A 21,276-nucleotide genomic window follows, 5' to 3' on the forward strand; every position below is an offset into this window, starting at 1 on the left:
GAGTTTTTCAACGTTGACGCACATCAGAATAGTCGCAAATTATGCGTCTGACGCTGCCGATGAATCGTACCAATCTTGCATCTTTTGTTTCCGTTCTGGACCAAAAATCACCGAATAAGGATCTTGGTGAATTAACACATCCGAATTAGGAAACGCCTTACGTAACTTCGCTTCTACTGTATCAGAGACATGGTGAGCATCAATAAGTGGCATCTTATCTTCCAACTCAATATGCAGTTGAATAAAGCGAGTCGGGCCAGAAATACGTGTACGCAATTGGTGGATACCTAATACACCATCAACCGATTTAGCGATATCAACAATACGATGATTATCCTCTTCAGGTAGAGCGCGATCGAGTAAGGTTTGCGTTGCGTGTTGCGCCATTCTTACTGCGCTATACAAAATATAGACACCAATGCCTATCGCAAATACCGCATCGGCTTGCGCGAAACCAAACCAACTCAATCCTAATGCCACCATAATCGCAACATTCATATATAAATCTGTCTGGTAATGCAGTGAGTCAGCGGCAATCGCTTGACTGCCCGTTTTATTCACAACGTAGCGCTGAAACATGACCAAGCCCAACGTCATAACAATGGCAAATAAACTGACATAAACCCCTAGCTCAGGTGACTTTAAAGCCATAGGTCTGAAAAATCGGTCAATACCATTTAAAATCAGAAAGACCGCTGAACCAGAAATAAACATCGCTTGAGCCAATGCGGCTAATGATTCCGCCTTTCCATGACCAAATGTGTGCTCCTTATCGGCAGGCTGTAGGGAATACCTAACCACGATTAAATTAACGATAGAAGCAGCAATATCAATCATTGAATCGATTAAAGAAGCCAATAAACTCACAGACCCCGTCATCCACCAGATGGCAAGTTTAACAATCAACAGTAAGCTTGCTACACCAGTGGCCATCCAAGCTGCGGTTGTCACTAACCGAGCATATTCTTTTTTCATTCCAATCATCCCAGTAAAGTCGTAGTTAAAGTATACCTAAAGACATTGGTTTTGTTCGAATTCCCCTCATTATGGACTGATTTAGATTCCAAAATGCAGAGATAAAAAAAGCAGCCCTTTCGGCTGCTTTGCGAGTGTGATAATGAATTAAGGCTGCTCAGGCATTGGCATCTTGTCACCACGAGGACCATGGTCCCCTTTCATTCCAGGACGATGATGCCCTTTCATGCATTGTGACATTTGATATTTTTTCAATAACTCAAATTGTGCCTTTTGCTCTTTAGTTAATACCGACAACATATCATGGCGCTGTTTTAACATACCGACATGACGTTGAACCTGTAGGTTAACCATCTCTTGAGCCAATTTTGTTGCTTTCGCCTGATCGAAATCTTTTGCTAACACGATAGCTTGTTCTTGCTCGTGAATCGATTTCATTTCTGCATGCATCGCCTTTTCTTGCTTGCGATGCTGCTCTCTTAATTCTTTTTTCTGATTATCAGTTAGATTCAGTTGGCGAAGAATACTTTGTTCTGCGCCCGGACCACAGTTATCGTCTGGGCCACGGTTTTGCATAGGTCCATTAGGGCCTCCTGCAGCATAGGCACCACTGGCGGCTAGCGTTAGTGGTAACATAACAGCAGTTAGGAACAGTTTCTTAGCTTTACTCATCGATTTATCCTTCTACTTTGGATCTGGATAGCTGAATCTCAGCCTTCGAAATAAGCATAAGATCTGCTCGGTCAAACGACGTATAGCATGAGTAAAACATCGTAAATAGTGATATTCTTGATAATCAATTCTCCAAAAGCCGCTGTAATATAGCCTGAACAAATATCTAGTTGAGTGAGAAATCTATGCCACACATTTTAGTTATTGATGACGACGTTGAATTAACTGGGTTACTGAAAGAAGTGTTAACTTATGAAGGATTTGACGTCTCAGAAGCCAATGATGGTGAAGCAGGATTAAGTGCAGTATCTGATCACATTGATCTGATCTTACTTGATGTCATGATGCCTAAATTAAATGGTATGGAAACCCTGAAAAAACTAAGGGAGCGCTGGTCAACCCCAGTATTGATGCTGACGGCAAAAGGTGAAGAAATCGATCGTGTTGTCGGTTTAGAGTTAGGTGCCGACGACTACCTACCCAAACCATTTAGCGATCGTGAGTTGTTGGCTCGCATTCGTGCTATTTTGCGTCGAACTCAACCGCAACATCAAGCAAAGTCGCCAGACATGATTGAGTGCCAAGACATTCAGATATATCCAGGAAAACAAGAAGCATACTGTCAAGGTGAGCTCTTAGATCTCACGACAACTGAGTTTTCACTCCTCAGTCATTTTGCCCAAAACCCGGGGCTTCCATTGACTAAAGAATCATTAAGTTTAGATGTGCTAGGCAAACACCTTGCTGCATTTGACCGGGCAATTGATATGCATGTCTCTAACCTACGTAAGAAATTGCCTGAACGTCCCGATGGAAAATCACGCATTAAAACACTACGCGGACGCGGTTATCTGATGGTATTGGAGGATTAATGTTCCTGCCAAAATTGAATAGCCTATATGGTCGTATCTTCGCTATTTTTTGGCTGACATTGGTTATTGTGGTAGTTGGTGTACTAGCGGTTCCGAACATGGATCCACGTAAGAGCCGCAATATTCCACCAGAAATGCATCAACATATGACAGATAGCCGCGATATGTTGATGGGACGTTTTGTGAATGAAAACGACCTAAACCATATACTCAGTCGCCTCAAGCGTATCGATGCGCGCCGCACCCCTGGTGATAAGCATCGACCCGATTTTTATATCACAACGCTTGAAGGCAAAATTATCTCTCAGGATATTCGTCCTAAAGCAAAATATCGCGCATTAAAAAACTTTACTTCCAGTATCGATTTTGACGCTAAGCCGACCCAACGTGCATATGGCCATTATCAAATTGCGGGTCCTGTTCCTATTGTATTAGCCAAACAGCGTTTATTACTTTATTTCGGCTTCGATTGGCAAGGGCCACCTCCATTTTTAATGCGCCTATTGGATCACCCTATCCAACTGCTGCTATTCATTATTTTACTTAGTACGCCATGCTTACTTTGGCTCGCATGGGCCTTGAGTAAGCCTGCGCAACGTTTTGCTCAAGCAGCAAACCGAGTCGCTCAAGGTAACTTTATCGTCGACCCTTCACTAGAAAAAGGCACTTCAGAGTTTCGCTCGGCTGGACAAAGCTTTAATCAGATGGTGGAAGCCGTCAATTCAATGATTTCAGGACAACAACGGCTTTTGTCTGATATTTCTCATGAGTTACGTTCACCTTTAACTCGTTTGCGTATGGCAACCAGTTTAGCAGTGCGCAAACAAGGACAAAGTGCTGAACTGGAGCGAATTGATACCGAAACTCAACGCCTTGAGCAGATGATTGGGGAACTGCTGGAACTATCGCGCATGCAAACCGACAGCCATATGAGCCGAGAAATACAGCCATTGAGCAGTTTGTGGGAAGAAATTTTAAGTGATGCACAGTTTGAAGCAGAGCAACTCAACAAATCACTGCAATTTAATGATATTCCAAATGTCTCTATTTCTGGCAGTCCAAACCTGTTGATGAGCGCATTGGAAAATATCGTTCGTAACGCGATCAAATACGGTAATAACGTCATTAAAGTAACGTTTAAAACACAAGATGGTCAACTCACGGTAACCGTTGAAGATAATGGAGCCGGAGTCCCAGATAGCGAGCTCAGCCAAATCTTTCGTCCTTTCTATCGAGTATCGACTGCACGCGATAGAGACAGTGGAGGTACAGGGCTAGGATTAGCGATCACTGAAAGTGCCATCCGGCAACATAGTGGAACGATCTCAGCATCACGTAGCAAACTCGGTGGATTATTAGTGACCTTTACTCTACCTGTTATGTAACTTCATACCGCCAACACCAAGCCCTTGATACTCATGAGTACTCGAGGGCTTTTTTCTGTATTGCGCAAAAAGTATAAAAACCACACAAAGATCAAGTTGATAATGAGAATGATTAGCAATACGATGTAATAATTCAAAAGGAGGATACATCATGTCTCATACATTCCCAGAATTACCTTATGCTTACGATGCATTAGAACCTTACATCGATGCTAAGACCATGGAAGTCCACTACAGTAAGCACCACCGCACTTACTACGATAAATTCATCTCCGCGGTTAAAGACACGGAATATGAGAATACTTCCATCGAAGATATTTTCGGTAAGATTTCCGAACTCTCCCCTGCTGTACGTAATAATGGCGGTGGGTATTACAACCACATACTGTACTGGAACAGCATGAGCCCAAATGGCGGTGGTGAGCCAACAGGTGACTTAGCAACTGCTATTGAAAAGACATTTGGTAGCTTCGAGAAATTCAAAGATGAATTTGCTCAAGCTGCTATTGCCACATTTGGGTCTGGCTTTGCTTGGCTCATCGTAAAAGACGGTGAATTGGCCATTACTTCCACCAGTAACCAAGACAATCCACTGATGGATTTAGCTGCCGTAAAAGGTGAACCAATCCTAGCACTGGATGTATGGGAACACGCTTATTATATCAGTTACCAAAACCGCCGCCCTGAATACATTGAAGCTTGGTGGAACGTGGTGAACTGGGACGCTGTTGCTGCAAACTATCAAGCTGCACTTAGCGCTTAATCGCCAATAAAAAATGACTACGCATTGCACGCATGCATGCTAGACTCCGGCCACAGTCGCTCACCTGTGGCCTTTTTTATCTTTGCCTTTCCGTGGCATCCCAATGATTTAGAGGTATACTTTCCCACCTGTTTTTTAAAGGAAGTCCATCATGTTTGAAATTGCTCTCTATGAACCAGAGATTGCCCCGAATACTGGTAATATCATCCGTTTATGCGCTAACTGCGGCGCTACGTTGCATCTGATTGAACCACTGGGATTCGATCTGGAAGAGAAAAAGGTTCGTCGAGCGGGTTTGGATTATCATGATTTAACGCGCGTTACTCGTCATAAAAACTACCAAGCTTTTTTGGACTTTCTGGCTAAAGAACGTGACGACTACCGTTTATTTGCCTGTACAACAAAAACCACAGGACACCACACAACACCGGCGTATCAACCTGGTGACATTTTGATGTTTGGTCCAGAAACACGTGGCTTACCAAAAGACGTGATTGACAGCTTACCAATGGAACAGCGCGTTCGTATTCCAATGATGCCTGATGCACGCAGTTTAAATTTATCTAACTCAGTCGCCATTATTGCTTATGAAGCATGGCGTCAGATGGGGTTCGAAGGCGGGCTCTAATCAAACATTCTGAGCGAGTTCCTCACAACGCAACTCGCTCCTTCATTGTATTATTTCAATCGATGCTGTTCATCATCATCGTCTTTACGCTCAAATTCACCATCAAAAGTATGCCCATCTTGTTGGGAACGACCGAATGGATCATGGTAACCCGATTGAAAAGAGCCACCTCCCATATTGGTTAAGACCATTTTCCCCATCAAGTATTTTGCAGCAATACGACGAGGATGCGGCAAGAGCAAAACCATTCCGGTGATATCCGTTAGAAATCCAGGCGTTAGTAGTAATATCCCCGCAACAGCAAGGATAATGCCTTCAAAAATTTGCTGTGCTGGCAATTCCCCTTGTTGCAGACGTTGCTGCACTGTCATTAAGGTCTGAATTCCCTGACTGCGAACCAATGACGCCCCGACTACAGCAGTCACGAGCACTAAAGCAATGGTCGGCCACAGGCCAATCAGACCTCCGACTTGGATAAACAAGCTAATTTCAATCACTGGAACAGCAATAAACAACAGTAAAATAATCGGGAACACAAAGCCTCCTTGGGTTGGCTGACCACAATAGCTTGTCATAACTTTTGTTACAAGGAGTCCCTAGAACACAAAAATGTGATCAAACATGACATTGAATTTTCGTCGGCAACCTAAAATTAAGTCGATATATGGAAAAAGCACGCTGGCTGGTCTAACTTTCAAAGAGTCATCTTCTTAATCAACAAATACCATAATGAAACGATTTAAGAGAACTCTTCACAAAGCAGCGTTACTTTGGCTAGTCGCATCTCTGATTCCTATTGCATACTATTTTTATCAGACATCGACTGCTCACGAATTTTTGCGCCAACAAGTTGAGAAACAAGGATTTCAATTTCTCTCCTACGTCAGCACGCGTACGAACCGAACATCAACACAAATTCAGCAAACCTTTGATGAACTGAGTCGGTCTGCACTATTGTACGACTATGCTGAGCACCCCAGTGAAAAACTGAAACACTACCTAACTAGCCAGTGGTATCTCACTTCATTTAATTCCAAACTTTTTTATCAACTGCGCTATTTAGATAAATCCGGCAATGAAAATATTCGTATCGATTATACGCCAGATAAAGAGTTTCCCTATGTGGTCCCAACGGCCATGCTTCAAAGTAAAGGCCATCGCGACTACTTTCACTATGCACAACAGCTAAAACCAGGAGAAGAAGGAGCATTCGGGATTGATTTAGAGTATGAACATCAAAAGCCAGTGATTCCTTACAAACCTGGACTGCGTTTGATCTTCCCAATCGATGCACCCAAGCAGCGTTTAGGTTATTTTATTGCTAACCTCGATGTACTTGCGCTAATCCACAACGTCACAGAAAATTCGCAAAATCTCAGTATCGATTTTGTCGATAAGAGCGGGTTCTACATTATCAGTAGTGACAACCATAAGTTATTTGGCGATCTGATATTAGAGCGAGCATCGTTTAATTTACCCGCTGAACAACCTGATGTTTGGCAAGCCATCAGTGATCGACCCAATCGGCAGGGTTCGATTTATACTGACAATGGCCTTTATGTATTCCAACCTTTTGCGAATGCGTTGTTTGCCAATTCTGGCCCTATGAGCATCATCACGCATTATTCACCACAACAACTCGCGCAAGTTTACGCAGCACGAGATAGAGTGATTCAGTCAGATTCCGTACTTATTTGGTTTGCTTGTGGCTTATTCTCAGTGCTTTGGGCTCAATTGTGGGAAACCTATCGTCAGAACAAAATGGACCGAACCTACGCTGAGTTCGTCATGGAAAATGGTATGGCGATCGCTCTCACTGATAACCGGCACAAAATTTTGCGCACGAACAATCAATTTAGTGATTTGGTTGGAATCAGCTCGTCACGCTTATCAGGACAGAATTTACTTTATTTTCAACCAACCAAAGAAACTCAAGCAGAGATGCTTAATGCACTTGAAGGACTTGGCGAGTGGCAAGGAGAGTTTGTCTTAAAATCGCCTAACGGTGAAATGGTCGTGTGCCAAACATCGGTAAAAGCATTGAAAAGCAAACGTAATCATGTCGACTTCTATGTTTACTCTTTTGCTGATATCTCTGCTCATCACCAAGCCATTATGGATTTGAAAGAAAAAAGCGAGCTCGACCCGACCACATCGCTATGGAACAAAAAGAAATTTGATCAAAATCTGGAATACTACTCTCGACTTAAACAGCGCTACCCCGAGCAGACGGATAGCTGCTTAGCCATTATTGATATCGATTCATTTAAATCTATTAACGATCATCAAGGGCATGCGGTAGGAGATGAAGTCATTATGTTTGTTGCTGTTCAACTCAAATCGTTACTTCGCGATACTGACTTTATCGCAAGAATTGGAGGTGATGAGTTTGCCGTTATTGTGCAACATAGCGATCTAAAGCATGCCGCAAATTTAATGAATCGTATTCGGATTTCGATCGCTAGTTGGCCAAAACATAATGTCAGTATCAGCGCAGGCATTGCTTTAGTGTCTGAAGATCCGCAACAAACCTTTAGTTATGCCGACCAAGCGCTGTACCGTTCAAAACGCAAAGGGAAAAATTGTGTTTCTATTCATGGTATTGAGAGGCTAAGCTTGGTTGAAAGTGACAGTGAAACCCAAGTGAATAACCCTTAATTTAAGATTAATTCTAGTATTTTCCAAATATGGGAAAACGCCGTTTATTCGGCGTTTTTGCACTTATTTGGGGCCCTAAAAAGTCACATTGCACCAGTATTATTTCACCCCCAGAAATACTCTGTGAATCCTGATTCTTATAGTGTTTTCTATGCCATTGAGTCACATTCTATGAATGTGATCCATATATACATTTTTCGTTACTAAAAAATACTTTACCCACTTATTTTACGCCAAAAGTTCAAGTATGATTCTCTCTGAAAAAACCAGTCAGGCCATATTTTATATTACTAAATCTCGCTTTAATGGATTTCTGACTATCAGTACGGATTTTATCAGCATCTTTCTTAAGGACTCTTTATGGCAACTCAAAACAGTGCCCCTGAAGCCGTAACACCGACCGTACGTCTAGAAGAAGACTTGCTCGGTCAACGTGAAGTACCCACTAACGCCTATTATGGTATCCATACCTTACGCGCTATTGAAAACTTCAATATCTCTAACGTCACCATATCCGACGTACCAGAGTTCGTCCGTGGCATGGTCATGACGAAAAAAGCAGCGGCACTAGCGAACAAAGAGCTAGGTGTATTGCCAAAGCAAGTTGCTGATTACATCATCAAAGCATGTGACGTGATTTTAGAAACTGGCAAATGTATGGACCAATTTCCATCAGATGTTTTCCAAGGTGGTGCTGGTACATCGGTTAACATGAACACCAATGAGGTGATTGCTAACCTTGCTTTAGAACTCATGGGTAAAGAAAAAGGTCAATACGAGTTCATTAACCCAAATGATCACGTTAACCGTAGCCAATCTACTAACTGTGCTTACCCAACAGGTTTCCGTATTGCTGTTTACAACAGCATTCAAACTCTTATTGATTCGATTGAATACTTAAAAGCAGCTTTTGAACTCAAAAGCCAAGAGTTCTCTAGCATTCTAAAAATGGGTCGTACCCAGCTTCAAGATGCAGTGCCAATGACCGTTGGTCAAGAGTTCCACGCTTGGGCTATCACTCTAAACGAAGAAATCCGCGCACTTCAGTACACGTCAAAACTGCTTCTCGAAGTAAACTTAGGCGCGACAGCAATCGGCACAGGTTTGAACACGGCAGATGGTTACCAGCAACTTGCGGTTAAACACCTTGCCGAAGTAACTGGACTTGAAGTTGTGCCTGCTGAAGACTTGATTGAAGCAACATCAGACTGTGGTGCTTACGTGATGTCTCACGGCGCACTTAAACGTCTTGCCGTTAAACTCTCTAAAATCTGTAACGATTTACGTCTACTCTCTTCTGGCCCTCGTGCTGGTCTTAACGAACTGAACTTGCCAGAACTACAAGCAGGTTCTTCTATCATGCCTGCGAAAGTAAACCCAGTTGTACCTGAAGTGGTAAACCAAGTCTGCTTCAAAGTATTAGGTAACGACAACACAGTATCTTTTGCCGCAGAAGGTGGCCAGCTACAGCTCAACGTTATGGAGCCGGTAATCGCGCAAAGCATGTTTGAATCTATCTCACTGCTTTCTAATGCGTGTGTAAACCTACGTGATAAATGTGTTGACGGTATTACAGTTAACAAAGAGATCTGTGAAGGTTATGTACATAACTCCATTGGTATCGTCACGTACCTCAACCCATACATCGGACATCACGAAGGTGATATCGTGGGTAAAATCTGTGCTGAAACAGGTAAGAGTGTCCGTGAAGTAGTGCTCGAACGTGGTTTGCTTACCACTGAGCAACTGGATGATATTTTCGCCACAGAAAACTTAATGCGTCCTCAGTATAAAGGGCAACGTTACGTCTAACGTTATCCAATAATGAGTAAAGGCTTCCAACTGGAAGCCTTTTTATCATCTATTCCCCAACTTGATGGGAACATCAGACTGCCATGCAGGTCATAATTTGCGATGCCGCATTAGCGTGACCATATCCAAACTCTCCGAGATGCGCTACGATTCAACCCATTAGCAATGGCTACAACGTCGGGAATACCATCATTTATGCTCCGTGTTTTTGCATTCTTATTGATTTTCACTCTTTATGTGCCTAGCACATTAGCGGCTTTCGGCGATAGCAGTGAATTCAAATTACCTAATCAACAACAGCAATTTGTTACTGTTGATCAAGCCTTTGCGTTTAGTTCTTATCAGCAAGGAACCCAGCTCTATTTAGATTGGCAAATCAAACCCGATTATTATCTTTACCAAGAAAGGATTCACATCTCCGCGCAAGGTGTCACTCTAGGCGATTACACACTCCCCCACGCGACTCCGCATAATGATGAGTTTTTTGGTCAAGTTCATATTTACACCCAGCCGTTATCTATCATCCTACCGTTAAAGGATTTTACCGCTGGCAGTCAAGTTACCGTCAGTTACCAAGGGTGTGCTAAAGCTGGGTTTTGTTATCCGCCAGAAACAAGAACCATTGATATCGAATCATTTAGTGCCACTAACAATACGCAATCAACGACCAAGACAGAAACAGGTGTTACTCAACGGAATAAGATCAATGGAGCACCAGAATCGGGAACATCGACGTCTTTGGCGCAAAATCTTGCTGAACATTGGTGGACACCACTCCTATTTTTATTGCTCGGTATCGGTTTAGCGTTTACGCCTTGTGTGCTGCCTATGTATCCAATTTTAACCAGTATCGTGTTAGGCAGTGGCAAGCTATCTCTACGCCGAGCATTAATGCTAAGTGTTATTTATGTGCAGGGTATGGCGATCACTTATACCTTATTAGGCCTCGTGGTCGCGTCAGCAGGAATACAGTTTCAAGCGGCGCTGCAGCAGCCCGCGGTGTTGATTGCCTTGAGTGTCTTATTTATCTTACTCGCCGCATCCATGTTTGGCCTATATACCTTGCAATTACCAAGTAGCGCGCAAACTTGGTTAAACAAATTAAGTAATAGCCAAAAAGGGGGCAATAGCCTTGGCGTGCTGATCATGGGGGCGATTTCTGGCTTGGTTTGCTCTCCTTGTACCACAGCTCCACTTTCCGGAGCCTTGCTCTACGTCGCACAAAGTGGTGATCTCACCACTGGTGCAGTAACCTTGTACGCTCTCTCAATCGGCATGGGAATTCCATTAATTCTTGCCGCGATGTTTGGTCAGCGTCTGTTGCCTAAAACAGGTAACTGGATGAACCATGTTAAGACTCTGTTCGGTTTTATTTTACTTGCCGCTCCTATTTTTCTCTTAGAGCGTATTTTGCCCGATATTTGGATAACTGTGTTGTGGTCAGCGCTAGGTTTAGTTGGATTTGGTTGGCTCTATCATGTGAAACACCAAGCGCAGTCCTCAAGCTGGCGCACCAGTTTAATCGGGATTATCGCTATTATTGGGTTAGTGGTTTCAATCCAACCCCTTTGGGGAGTATGGCAACAATCAACGAATGCCATACCAACCAAAACTCCAGTAGGCGAGATAACCTCTCACTTAGAGTTTACGCGTATCCATAATGTGGCAGAGTTAACCGATGCACTTGCACAAGCAAAAGCGCAAGGTAAACCCGTCATGTTCGATTTTTACGCGGACTGGTGTGTCGCTTGCAAAGAGTTTGAAAAATATACGTTTAGTGATCCACAAGTACGTCAACATCTAAGCCAATTTATGTTGCTTCAAGCTGACGTTACCAAAAATCAGCCCCAAGACATTAAATTACTTAAGCATCTTAAGGTACTTGGTTTACCGACTATCGACTTTTGGGATACAGAGGGGAATCATCGTACTCAAGCTCGAGTGAGCGGTTTTCTCAGTGCCGATGATTTTCTTCATCACTTAAATAACAATCAGCTTTAATTCTCACTGAAACACCATCTTGAGGTTACTTGGGTATATAAGGTGTTTTTTAACAAAAAATCACCTTATCTCAATGAGATCTCCCCCAGCATATTCAACAACGAACATCAGCAAAACCGGATATAGTTCAGACTTTTAACGGCTAAATATTGTTCAAGTTACAAAATGTGAACATACTTCTTTTAACCTAATTGTTAAAAGTGTTTAACGTTATGGATGAAACTTACACCATTATTATTGCTGACGACCATCCTCTGTTTCGTAATGCCCTATTTCAATCTGTGCATATGGCAGTAAGCGGCGCTAACCTTTTAGAAGCAGATTCACATGATGCCCTCACACAATTACTAGAGAAAGAGCCTGATGTAGATCTGTTACTCCTCGATCTAAAAATGCCTGGAGCTAATGGTATGTCAGGCCTAGTACAACTGCGTAACGACTACCCTGATTTACCAATAGTCGTCATTTCTGCTAGTGAAGAATCCTCTGTTGTCACACAGGTAAAACACCATGGCGCATTTGGCTTTATTCCTAAATCAAGTGATATGCGAAGCTTAATTGCAGCATTGAATCAAGTTTTAGCGGGGGATCCTTACTTCCCTGAAGGACTAGTTAATGAAAACTCACCAACGAATGATCTTGCTGAACGTATTGCAGCGTTAACACCTCAACAATATAAGGTATTGGGGATGTTGTCAGATGGACTACTGAACAAACAGATAGCCTATGAGCTTCATGTATCTGAAGCGACCATTAAAGCTCATATGACGGCTATCTTTCGTAAGTTAGGCGTGAAAAACCGCACTCAGGCGGTCATTTTGCTACAGGATCTACATCTTTAGATGGGGTGGTTAGCCACTAGCTAACCACTGTACTTTCACTCTCTTCTTCTCGTTCTTCTTGATTGTCTTCCTCATCGGGAAGACGCAGGCCAATACGCGTTACTTTCCAATCCAGCACGTCAGCTACAATCCACTGTAAGCCCTGCCATTCGAAATGGTCACCAAGAACTGGCGTCGCACCTAAATGCTGCATAACCAGATCATGCAACGTCATATCCACATTAAATTCGCCCAGATCTAAGCCATAAATCAAAGCAACATCCGTCAATTTCGCGTTGATATCTAGGAAGAAGTCACCAAAGAAACGGGCTAATGACGATTTTTCAGGAGCTTCACTAAATAACTGACTCAGCGCTTCTAGATCTTTTTCTTGCGCCAAAACACACAAGGTATCACCTTCTTGTAACGTGGTACTACCCGATGGGTGCATCAAGTTTTGATCGCGAAACACGGCTGCAATACGTGTTCCTTCCGGCATAAATAGGTTACGAATCGGAGCGCCAATACACCATTTATCCGCTTTCAAGCGATAGATAAACAACTCCCATTCACTGGTGGGATAAATTTCCACCCCGGCGCGCGAAATAGGCTCAGGTTTAGGCGGTAATTCAACTTTTGCGATACTCATCGCTTTGGTCAACGAACCACCTTGCACAATCAACGAAACCATAACAACGAAGAAAGCTAAGTTGAAGTAAAGTTGCGAGTTAGGTAATCCAGCCATCATTGGGAATACCGCCAAAATAATCGGTACAGCCCCGCGTAAACCAACCCAAGAAATAAACCATTTTTCACGAGCGCTAAAGCTACGAAAAGGAATTAAACTCACCCAAACGGAAAGCGGTCTTGCTAATAAAATCATACCAATGGCAAGAGCTAAACCAGGTACGGCGATTTCCAATAGATGGCTTGGGACCACCAATAGGCCGAGAACTAAGAACATGCCTATTTGGCTAAGCCATGTCATACCATCGAGTATGTTTAGGATCGAGTGACGACTACGAGTTGGTTGATTACCAATAAATACTCCAACCAAATAGATAGATAAGATCCCGCTCCCACCCAAATAGTTTGATAGCGCAAAAATAACCAAACCACCACTCAATGTCAGAATAGAATATAAGCCCTCAGGTAACGTGCTGCGGTTAATAATCATCCATAGCGCCCAGCCACCAGCGAGACCTAATACGGCACCAACACCAAATTGCTTGATAAAACTGATCGCAAAGAAGCTAATCCCCATATCCGCTTGAGCCTGACCAAGCACCGCTATCAGCGTTACCGTTAAAAAGACCGCCATCGGATCATTGGTACCAGATTCAATCTCTAATGTTGCACCGACACGTTCATTCAAGCTTCGCCCTTTTAGTAGCGAGAAAACAGATGCGGCATCCGTAGACCCTACGATTGCCCCAACTAAAAAACCTTGTAATAACGATAAATGAAACAACCATGCCGCGAGCAATCCAGTGATCACTGTTGTTAATGCTACACCGATAGTCGCTAGCGCAACCGAAGGCCAAAATGCGACCCGAAAACTTGCGACCCGCGTACGCATCCCACCATCAAGCAAAATCACCGCAAGTGCTAGGTTACTCACTAGATAGGCTGTCGAGTAATTGTCGAATTGAATTCCGCCCGGACCATCTTCGCCAGCCAGCATGCCAACAAACAAAAACACCAATAAAATTGGGATACCTAATTTTGATGAGACAGGGCTTAACAGCACACTCATCGCAATCAACGCCGCCCCGATAAGAAAAAAGCTATTAATCGTAATAGCGTCCAACGTAATCTCCTTTTGAAATTATATTTTTATCCACTGGTTGGTACATAACGAGCCACACCCAGCTGTTACTTGGGTATATGCAACAATATCATGTAAACTTAGTGTATCTTAATTTGTGTCATTAGCCGCGAATTAAGCCCAGTATTTTCTCATTGAGCGACAATAACTTGTTATACCTTTGGCTATATTAATTAAATATCGATTTAAATCATTACCTTAAATTGAACATAATCGTCATAGTCAATAATTTTATTAGTCTAATTCTATGAATTTACATAGATTTAGGATTAAAACGGCCCTCTTAAACAAGATCAAACTCTCACTTTTCGTTCTCTTGTCCCTCTAACCATTTCGTCGCCCACCTCCCCCAAGACTAAAGTTGCAAGGAGAGCCCCTGTCTCTACTGCTAATCTCATACCTGTAACATTGTATTAACATTAGTTATTAAACAAAACAATGCTTTCAGACATTGCAGAAGGAGATGGCCATGGCATTTGAATCTAACGAACATGCACAAGCCTACTGGAAAGAAAACCTCGCCTTAATGGGCGGTCTACTATTTGTATGGTTTGCCGTGTCCTACGGGGCGGGTATTTTGTTTGTTGATACCCTTAACACCATTCAATTTGGTGGCTTCAAATTGGGCTTTTGGTTCGCACAACAAGGTTCGATCTACACTTTCGTGGCTTTGATCTTTGTTTATGTCGCGCGCATGAATGCACTCGATAAGAAGTACAACGTACACGAAGACTAAAGGGAGTTTGTTATGGATATTCAAACTTGGACATTTATTTTGGTCGGACTGACGTTCGCACTGTATATCGGCATCGCCATTTGGGCTCGCGCAGGATCAACCAGCGAATTCTATGTCGCTGGCGGTGGTGTTCACCCTGTAGCAAACGGGATGGCAACCGCGGCCGATTGGATGTCAGCGGCCTCATTTATATCAATGGCGGGGATCATCTCGTTTATTGGCTACGATGGTGGCGTGTATCTTATGGGATGGACAGGAGGCTACGTTCTGTTAGCTCTGTGCCTAGCCCCTTACTTGCGTAAATTTGGTAAATTCACCGTACCCGATTTTATCGGTGATCGTTATTACTCTAAAACAGCGCGCATGGTCGCCGTATTCTGTGCCATTTTTGTCTCTTTCACTTATGTTGCCGGCCAAATGCGTGGGGTGGGAGTGGTATTTGCTCGTTTTCTCGAAGTAGATATCAACATGGGCATCATTATTGGGATGGCAATCGTGTTCTTCTACGCCGTAATGGGCGGAATGAAAGGCATTACTTACACTCAAGTTGCTCAATACTGCGTACTTATTTTTGCATTTATGGTGCCAGCCATATTTACCTCACTAATGATGACGGGTAATCCTATCCCCCAAATCGGCTTTGGTTCTACAACGGTAGGAAGCGACACCTATTTACTTGATAAGCTCGATGGCTTAACTCAAGAACTTGGATTTACCGCCTATACCGATGGCTCAAAGAGTATGGTGGATGTCTTCTTTATTTGTGCAGCTTTGATGGTAGGAACGGCTGGTTTACCACACGTTATTATTCGCTTTTTCACCGTACCGAAAGTCTCTGATGCACGTATTTCAGCAGGTTGGGCATTGGTGTTTATTGCTATTTTGTACACCACTGCACCAGCGGTTGCCTCCTTTGCACGTGTGAATATGATTGAGACTATCAACGGTAAAGATATGCGCGGCGTTGTGGCTGCTGAAGCGCCAAGTTGGTACAAAAACTGGGAAAGCACTGGGCTGGTGAAATGGGAAGATAAAAACGGCGATGGTCGTATGTTCTACGCTGGCGACGCCCGTAATGAAATGACCATTAACCGCGATATTATCGTACTCGCATCACCAGAGCTGGCAAAACTTCCTAACTGGGTCGTTGCACTTTTAGCGGCAGGTGGTCTGGCAGCGGCATTATCAACTGCTGCAGGGCTATTGCTCGTTATCTCCACCTCAATATCTCATGACTTACTCAAAAAAGGCTTCAGGCCGAACATGACGGATAAGCAAGAGCTCCTTGCCGCAAGGCTTGCTGCCGTCTTAGCGATTGTTGGTGCAGGCTATCTCGGTATCAATCCACCCGGTTTTGTGGCGCAGGTGGTCGCCTTTGCCTTTGGATTAGCGGCCTCTTCGTTCTTCCCTGCCATTATTTTGGGCATCTTCTATAAGAAGATGAACAAGGAAGGTGCGATTTGTGGCATGCTTTCAGGTATCGCGTTTACCGCGGCTTATATCATCTACTTTAAATTCATCAATCCTGCGGCTAACACCCCTGATAATTGGTGGTTTGGTATCAGCCCTGAAGGTATTGGTACATTAGGTATGTGTGTGAACTTTATGGTGTCCATCGTCGTCAATAAATTCACCGCAGAAGTACCTGAGGATGTACAAGAGATGGTTGAGTCTATTCGTTATCCAAAAGGTGCGGGAGCAGCTCAAGACCATTAATCGGTTGTGAAAGCCATACGCATATAAAAGCCCAACCACTTTATCAACTGGTTGGGCTTTTTCTCGCCAATTCTATCAAGACAGTGTTAAGCCACTATCGGGCCTTCATATAATTTGCTTTAAATGCTGGATTTAGCGTAGTGAGTTTTTTCACCAGATAATTTAATAACACCCCATACAACGGCACAAAAAGGCCTAAGCTAATAATCAGTTTAAAACTGTAATCAACCGTCGCAATTTCTGTCCAATGCTGCGCCATAAAAGGATCGGGACTTTGATAAAAAGCGATACCGAAAAAGGCGATGGTATCGAGCGCATTACCAAACAAAGTGGAAGCGGTTGGAGCTATCCACCACTGTTTCATCTGACGTAAGCGGTTAAATACCGACACATCCATAATCTGCCCTAACAAATAAGCCATAAAACTGGCAGTCGCAATACGTGCGACAAAGAGATTTAAGTGACTTAATGTTTCCAATCCTTGATAGCTACCCTTAAAAAACAACACTGAAAGCAGATACGAAAATGCTAAGGCTGGAATCATGACTAAGAAAATGATTTTTCTTGCCATTGACGCACCAAAGATCCGCACAGTTAAATCCGTTGCTAAGAAGATAAACGGAAACGTAAATGCACCCCAAGTGGTATGAAAAGAAAAAATAGTAAAAGGGATTTGAACCAAATAGTTACTCGATGCGATGATCAGCAGGTGAAACACAACGAGGAAAGAAAGGGCTTTGCGCTGCTGCGCAGGGGTAAACGAACTCATAGATTACCTTTTTAGTTTGATTTGGGGGCGAGGGAACCCAAACGGAAAAATTTCCTAACAATAGTCGTAATTTGTAATCCACCGAAATATGAATTACAAAAAGGGTCATCATTATGATGAATGAAGGCAGATTATACGCGCCTTAAACCTAGCAGCAAGACACAAAAAATCATTATCTTGTGCGCAAACGATAGTCATGATCGACGCTTTCCTTTTTGATCAAAAGAATCATAGTGTTGACGAACAGGTAAGCTTTTTCTTGAGAAGATCCCTAGGATCATGGTAATCTTCGCCTCCATTTTTCTGACTTCAACTTCATAATCTACTGTGAAGACTTTAGGTCAGTGCTATCTTTAGGGTACAGAAAAAGCGATTTTTTTGTACGCGATCCCAACCAAACGTGGAACCGAACAGATGGGCAAAGGTACTCTTTATATCGTTTCAGCACCGAGTGGCGCTGGTAAATCCAGCTTAATTTCAGCATTGCTTGAACGTAACCCAACATACGCAATGAAAGTTTCTGTCTCGCATACAACGCGAGGAATGAGACCGGGAGAGCAAGATGGTAGTCATTACCATTTTGTACAAAAAGAGCACTTTGAAGAGCTGATCGAAAAAGGCGAGTTTTTGGAGTATGCCGAAGTGTTCGGTAACTACTACGGCACGTCTCGCGTTTGGATTGAGCAGACCTTAGAAAAAGGGATAGATGTCTTTCTTGATATTGATTGGCAAGGCGCGCGTCAAATTCGCAAACAAATGCCTCAAGCTCAAAGCATCTTTATCCTGCCACCTTCTCGCGAAGAATTGGAACGCCGTTTAACGGCACGTGGTCAAGATAGCGAAGCGGTGATTGCCAAACGCATGAACGAGGCTCAAGCTGAAATCTCTCATTATGATGAGTACGATTACGTCATCATCAATGATGATTTTGATGTTGCGATCATGGATTTTAAAGCAATCATTCGCGCAGAAAGATTGAAGCAAGATAAGCAAACTGCTAAATATAGCAGTATGCTCTCTGCACTTTTGGCGGACAAAGCGTAAGCTGGGTTCACCTTAAACAATTTTATCCACAGTCTGTTGCTAGTATATCGACGCATTAGACTGTATACTTTCTCGTCATTCAACATTTTAGTTAACTATTTGGAGTTCTCATGGCACGCGTAACTGTTCAAGACGCTGTTGAAAAAGTTGGCAACCGTTTCGACTTAGTTCTGATTGCGGCTCGCCGCGCTCGTCAAATGCAAACTGGCGGTAAAGATGCACTAGTGCCGGAAGAGAACGATAAGCCAACGGTTATCGCTCTACGCGAAATCGAAGAAGGTCTTATCACTAAAGAAGTGCTAGATGCACGCGAACGCCAAGAGCAGCAAGAGCAAGAAGCAGCAGAATTGGCAGCAGTAAGCAGCATCGTACACAACCGTTAATTCTGCATCGGCATAAATTAACACTCGGGCCTGAAATTTGTATCTATTCGATAGCCTCAAGGACGTTGCCCAAGAGTATTTGACAGAGCCTCAACTAGAGGCTCTACGTCGATCTTATGTGGTAGCAAGAGATGCCCACGAAGGGCAAACCCGCTCTAGCGGGGAACCATACATTATCCACCCTGTTGCAGTAGCTCGAATCTTGGCTGAAATGCGCCTCGATTTAGAAACCCTGCAAGCCGCTCTTTTGCACGATGTTATTGAAGATACCGCCGTGTCTAAAGAAGAGCTGGAAGACCAATTTGGTCATGCCGTTGCCGAACTGGTTGATGGCGTGTCAAAACTGGATAAGCTGAAATTCCGAGATAGAAAAGAAGCGCAAGCGGAAAACTTCCGTAAGATGGTTCTTGCAATGGTGCAAGACATCCGTGTCATTCTTATCAAGCTATCGGACCGCACGCACAACATGCGCACATTGGGTGCTTTACGCCCGGATAAGCGTCGCCGTATTGCTCGCGAAACCCTCGAAATTTATGCCCCCCTAGCCCATCGCCTAGGTATTCATAATATAAAAACCGAACTCGAAGAGTTGGGTTTTGAAGCCCTATATCCAAACCGGTATCGCGTTCTTAAAGAAGTAGTCAAAGCTGCTCGCGGTAACCGTAAAGAGATGATTCAGCGTATCCACAACGAAATAGAAGGCCGTTTGCAAGATGCTGGCTTGAAATCTCGCGTTGTTGGTCGTGAGAAAAACCTCTATTCGATCTATAACAAGATGAAGACCAAAGAACAGCGTTTCCATACAATTATGGACATTTACGCTTTTCGCGTCATCGTCGATACTCCAGACACTTGTTACCGCGTTCTTGGCCAAGTTCACAGCTTGTATAAGCCTCGTCCTGGCCGTATGAAAGACTATATCGCGGTACCAAAAGCCAACGGATACCAATCTCTGCATACCTCTATGGTCGGCCCACACGGTGTTCCTGTTGAAGTACAAATTCGTACTGAAGATATGGACCAAATGGCAGACAAGGGTGTGGCAGCACACTGGTCATATAAATCCAATGGTGAGCGTGCAGGCACTACAGCCCAAATCAAAGCGCAACGCTGGATGCAAAGCTTACTTGAACTGCAACAAAGCGCAGGTAACTCGTTTGAGTTTATCGAAAACGTTAAATCGGATCTGTTCCCAGATGAGATCTACGTCTTCACACCAAAAGGCCGTATCGTTGAAATGCCGGTAGGCGCAACAGCCGTCGACTTCGCTTACGCAGTGCACACTGACATTGGTAACTCCTGTGTTGGTGCGCGTGTAGATCGAACCCCTTACCCATTAAGTAAACCACTGAAAAACGGCCAAACCGTAGAAATTATCAGTGCACCGGGTGCAAGACCAAACGCGGCATGGCTTAACTACGTGGTGACATCACGAGCTCGAACTAAGATTCGCCAAGTGTTGAAAACAATGCGCCGTGAAGATTCAGTCATGTTGGGGCGCCGTTTGCTTAACCATGCTTTAGGTGAACTATCACTTAATGACATCAGCGGAGATGTGGTTAATCAAGTGCTGGTCGATCTTAAAGTCGCCTCTGTTGATGATATGTTAGCGGCAATCGGTCTGGGTGAATTAATGAGTATTGTCATTGCCCGTCGCTTACTTGGTGATGGTGATGACTTCTCTCAAGAGCAAAAAGAACAATCAGCATCCACTAGCAATAAACGTAAAATGCCGATTCGCGGCGCCGAAGGTATTTTGCTGACGTTTGCGAACTGTTGTCATCCGATTCCTGATGATTCCATTATTGCTCATGTCTCCCCTGGCCGTGGCTTGGTGGTACACTGCGAAACATGTCCGAATGTACGCGGTTACCAAAAAGAACCTGAGAAATACATGGCAGTTGAATGGACCGATGACTACGACCAAGATTTCATTGCTGAACTGCGTGTTGATATTCTTAATCGCCAAGGTGCGCTTGCTGAATTAACCAATGTTATTTCGCAAACGGGTTCGAACATTCAAGGACTTTCAACAGAAGAACGCGACGGTAGGCTTTACACCGTTACTGTCCTTCTTACGACGAAGGACCGTGTTCACTTAGCTGGCATTATGCGTAAGATTCGTGGTATGCACGATGCGCTAAAAGTCAGACGCAAAAAATACTAACTCCGTCCCCGTTCCTGTTCCTGGCTCCTGATACGCTCAGGAATCA

Annotated in this window: 18 protein-coding genes; 13 read left to right on the forward strand and 5 right to left on the reverse strand. The window is 43.6% G+C overall.

Features of this window, described 5'->3' with window-relative positions:
* Positions 1–39: 39 nt before the first annotated feature.
* The gene (gene fieF / locus I1A42_RS15205; RefSeq protein WP_196123957.1) at positions 40–975 is read right to left on the reverse strand and encodes a CDF family cation-efflux transporter FieF; all 936 of its coding nucleotides are present in this window, start codon (positions 973–975) and stop codon (positions 40–42) included.
* A 147-nt stretch (positions 976–1,122) separates the two neighbouring features.
* Positions 1,123–1,647, reverse strand: a complete 525-nt coding sequence (locus tag I1A42_RS15210; protein ID WP_196123958.1) for a CpxP family protein — start codon at positions 1,645–1,647, stop codon at positions 1,123–1,125.
* Between the two features lie 185 nt (positions 1,648–1,832).
* On the opposite strand from I1A42_RS15210, the gene I1A42_RS15215 reads away from it, so the two are divergent.
* From I1A42_RS15215 to trmL, 4 genes are all read left to right on the forward strand, one after another.
* A complete protein-coding gene (locus I1A42_RS15215; protein WP_161153554.1) occupies positions 1,833–2,519 on the forward strand; it encodes a response regulator in 687 nt (228 codons plus the stop codon).
* Positions 2,519–3,904: an envelope stress sensor histidine kinase CpxA gene (cpxA, locus tag I1A42_RS15220; RefSeq protein ID WP_161153553.1), complete on the forward strand. Its 1,386-nt coding sequence runs from the start codon at positions 2,519–2,521 to the stop codon at positions 3,902–3,904. Before I1A42_RS15215 ends, cpxA begins: the two co-directional genes overlap by 1 nt.
* A 151-nt stretch (positions 3,905–4,055) precedes the next feature.
* Complete coding sequence (locus I1A42_RS15225; RefSeq protein ID WP_161153552.1) at positions 4,056–4,667, forward strand: superoxide dismutase; 612 nt, start codon at positions 4,056–4,058, stop codon at positions 4,665–4,667.
* A gap of 151 nt (positions 4,668–4,818) precedes the next feature.
* Positions 4,819–5,295 carry a tRNA (uridine(34)/cytosine(34)/5-carboxymethylaminomethyluridine(34)-2'-O)-methyltransferase TrmL gene (gene trmL, locus I1A42_RS15230; RefSeq protein ID WP_161153551.1) on the forward strand — a complete coding sequence of 159 codons (477 nt, stop codon included), beginning with the start codon at positions 4,819–4,821 and terminating at the stop codon, positions 5,293–5,295.
* A 50-nt stretch (positions 5,296–5,345) separates the two neighbouring features.
* Here the strand turns inward: trmL and I1A42_RS15235 are convergent, their stop codons facing one another.
* Positions 5,346–5,831 (reverse strand): FxsA family protein, encoded by a 486-nt coding sequence (locus I1A42_RS15235; protein WP_161153550.1) that lies wholly within the window; start codon positions 5,829–5,831, stop codon positions 5,346–5,348.
* A gap of 193 nt (positions 5,832–6,024) precedes the next feature.
* Here I1A42_RS15235 and I1A42_RS15240 point away from each other — a divergent pair, with 193 nt between their 5' ends.
* The 4 genes from I1A42_RS15240 to I1A42_RS15255 all read left to right on the forward strand — a co-directional run bounded on the left by I1A42_RS15240 (position 6,025) and on the right by I1A42_RS15255 (position 12,608).
* The gene (locus I1A42_RS15240) at positions 6,025–7,953 is read left to right on the forward strand and encodes a sensor domain-containing diguanylate cyclase (RefSeq protein WP_196123959.1); all 1,929 of its coding nucleotides are present in this window, start codon (positions 6,025–6,027) and stop codon (positions 7,951–7,953) included.
* 360 nt (positions 7,954–8,313) lie between these two features.
* On the forward strand, positions 8,314–9,765 hold the full coding sequence (gene aspA, locus I1A42_RS15245) for an aspartate ammonia-lyase (RefSeq protein WP_161153548.1): 1,452 nt from the start codon (positions 8,314–8,316) through the stop codon (positions 9,763–9,765).
* Positions 9,766–9,960: 195 nt separating this feature from the next.
* The gene (locus tag I1A42_RS15250) at positions 9,961–11,766 is read left to right on the forward strand and encodes a protein-disulfide reductase DsbD (protein WP_196123960.1); all 1,806 of its coding nucleotides are present in this window, start codon (positions 9,961–9,963) and stop codon (positions 11,764–11,766) included.
* Positions 11,767–11,978: 212 nt separating this feature from the next.
* A complete protein-coding gene (locus I1A42_RS15255) occupies positions 11,979–12,608 on the forward strand; it encodes a response regulator (RefSeq protein ID WP_161153546.1) in 630 nt (209 codons plus the stop codon).
* Positions 12,609–12,624: 16 nt separating this feature from the next.
* Here the strand turns inward: I1A42_RS15255 and I1A42_RS15260 are convergent, their stop codons facing one another.
* Positions 12,625–14,397, reverse strand: coding sequence for a potassium/proton antiporter (locus I1A42_RS15260; protein WP_161153545.1), 1,773 nt, complete (start codon positions 14,395–14,397; stop codon positions 12,625–12,627).
* Positions 14,398–14,884: 487 nt separating this feature from the next.
* Here I1A42_RS15260 and I1A42_RS15265 point away from each other — a divergent pair, with 487 nt between their 5' ends.
* Together I1A42_RS15265 and I1A42_RS15270 are read left to right on the forward strand one after the other, a co-directional pair.
* Positions 14,885–15,151, forward strand: a complete 267-nt coding sequence (locus tag I1A42_RS15265; protein ID WP_161153544.1) for a DUF4212 domain-containing protein — start codon at positions 14,885–14,887, stop codon at positions 15,149–15,151.
* A 12-nt stretch (positions 15,152–15,163) separates the two neighbouring features.
* The gene (locus tag I1A42_RS15270; RefSeq protein WP_161153543.1) at positions 15,164–16,867 is read left to right on the forward strand and encodes a sodium:solute symporter family protein; all 1,704 of its coding nucleotides are present in this window, start codon (positions 15,164–15,166) and stop codon (positions 16,865–16,867) included.
* 94 nt (positions 16,868–16,961) lie between these two features.
* Here the strand turns inward: I1A42_RS15270 and I1A42_RS15275 are convergent, their stop codons facing one another.
* The gene (locus I1A42_RS15275; RefSeq protein ID WP_196123961.1) at positions 16,962–17,636 is read right to left on the reverse strand and encodes a 7-cyano-7-deazaguanine/7-aminomethyl-7-deazaguanine transporter; all 675 of its coding nucleotides are present in this window, start codon (positions 17,634–17,636) and stop codon (positions 16,962–16,964) included.
* A gap of 414 nt (positions 17,637–18,050) precedes the next feature.
* On the opposite strand from I1A42_RS15275, the gene gmk reads away from it, so the two are divergent.
* The 3 genes from gmk to spoT all read left to right on the forward strand — a co-directional run bounded on the left by gmk (position 18,051) and on the right by spoT (position 21,230).
* On the forward strand, positions 18,051–18,680 hold the full coding sequence (gmk, locus tag I1A42_RS15280) for a guanylate kinase (protein WP_161153728.1): 630 nt from the start codon (positions 18,051–18,053) through the stop codon (positions 18,678–18,680).
* A gap of 110 nt (positions 18,681–18,790) precedes the next feature.
* On the forward strand, positions 18,791–19,063 hold the full coding sequence (rpoZ, locus tag I1A42_RS15285) for a DNA-directed RNA polymerase subunit omega (RefSeq protein WP_161153541.1): 273 nt from the start codon (positions 18,791–18,793) through the stop codon (positions 19,061–19,063).
* A 37-nt stretch (positions 19,064–19,100) separates the two neighbouring features.
* Positions 19,101–21,230 (forward strand): bifunctional GTP diphosphokinase/guanosine-3',5'-bis pyrophosphate 3'-pyrophosphohydrolase, encoded by a 2,130-nt coding sequence (spoT, locus tag I1A42_RS15290; RefSeq protein WP_161153540.1) that lies wholly within the window; start codon positions 19,101–19,103, stop codon positions 21,228–21,230.
* Positions 21,231–21,276: the final 46 nt, after the last annotated feature.

The sequence above is a fragment of the Vibrio nitrifigilis genome, assembly GCF_015686695.1.
GTDB classification, from domain to species: Bacteria; Pseudomonadota; Gammaproteobacteria; order Enterobacterales; family Vibrionaceae; genus Vibrio; species Vibrio nitrifigilis.

What these genes read in the sequence shown, in the direction of transcription:
- fieF (WP_196123957.1), bottom strand. Translation starts at nt 975, where the DNA reads ATGAAAAAAGAATATGCTCGGTTAGTGACAACCGCAGCTTGGATGGCC.
- I1A42_RS15210 (WP_196123958.1), bottom strand. Translation starts at nt 1,647, where the DNA reads ATGAGTAAAGCTAAGAAACTGTTCCTAACTGCTGTTATGTTACCACTA.
- I1A42_RS15215 (WP_161153554.1), top strand. Translation starts at nt 1,833, where the DNA reads ATGCCACACATTTTAGTTATTGATGACGACGTTGAATTAACTGGGTTA.
- cpxA (WP_161153553.1), top strand. Translation starts at nt 2,519, where the DNA reads ATGTTCCTGCCAAAATTGAATAGCCTATATGGTCGTATCTTCGCTATT.
- I1A42_RS15225 (WP_161153552.1), top strand. Translation starts at nt 4,056, where the DNA reads ATGTCTCATACATTCCCAGAATTACCTTATGCTTACGATGCATTAGAA.
- trmL (WP_161153551.1), top strand. Translation starts at nt 4,819, where the DNA reads ATGTTTGAAATTGCTCTCTATGAACCAGAGATTGCCCCGAATACTGGT.
- I1A42_RS15240 (WP_196123959.1), top strand. Translation starts at nt 6,025, where the DNA reads ATGAAACGATTTAAGAGAACTCTTCACAAAGCAGCGTTACTTTGGCTA.
- aspA (WP_161153548.1), top strand. Translation starts at nt 8,314, where the DNA reads ATGGCAACTCAAAACAGTGCCCCTGAAGCCGTAACACCGACCGTACGT.
- I1A42_RS15250 (WP_196123960.1), top strand. Translation starts at nt 9,961, where the DNA reads ATGCTCCGTGTTTTTGCATTCTTATTGATTTTCACTCTTTATGTGCCT.
- I1A42_RS15255 (WP_161153546.1), top strand. Translation starts at nt 11,979, where the DNA reads ATGGATGAAACTTACACCATTATTATTGCTGACGACCATCCTCTGTTT.
- I1A42_RS15265 (WP_161153544.1), top strand. Translation starts at nt 14,885, where the DNA reads ATGGCATTTGAATCTAACGAACATGCACAAGCCTACTGGAAAGAAAAC.
- I1A42_RS15270 (WP_161153543.1), top strand. Translation starts at nt 15,164, where the DNA reads ATGGATATTCAAACTTGGACATTTATTTTGGTCGGACTGACGTTCGCA.
- I1A42_RS15275 (WP_196123961.1), bottom strand. Translation starts at nt 17,636, where the DNA reads ATGAGTTCGTTTACCCCTGCGCAGCAGCGCAAAGCCCTTTCTTTCCTC.
- gmk (WP_161153728.1), top strand. Translation starts at nt 18,051, where the DNA reads ATGGGCAAAGGTACTCTTTATATCGTTTCAGCACCGAGTGGCGCTGGT.
- rpoZ (WP_161153541.1), top strand. Translation starts at nt 18,791, where the DNA reads ATGGCACGCGTAACTGTTCAAGACGCTGTTGAAAAAGTTGGCAACCGT.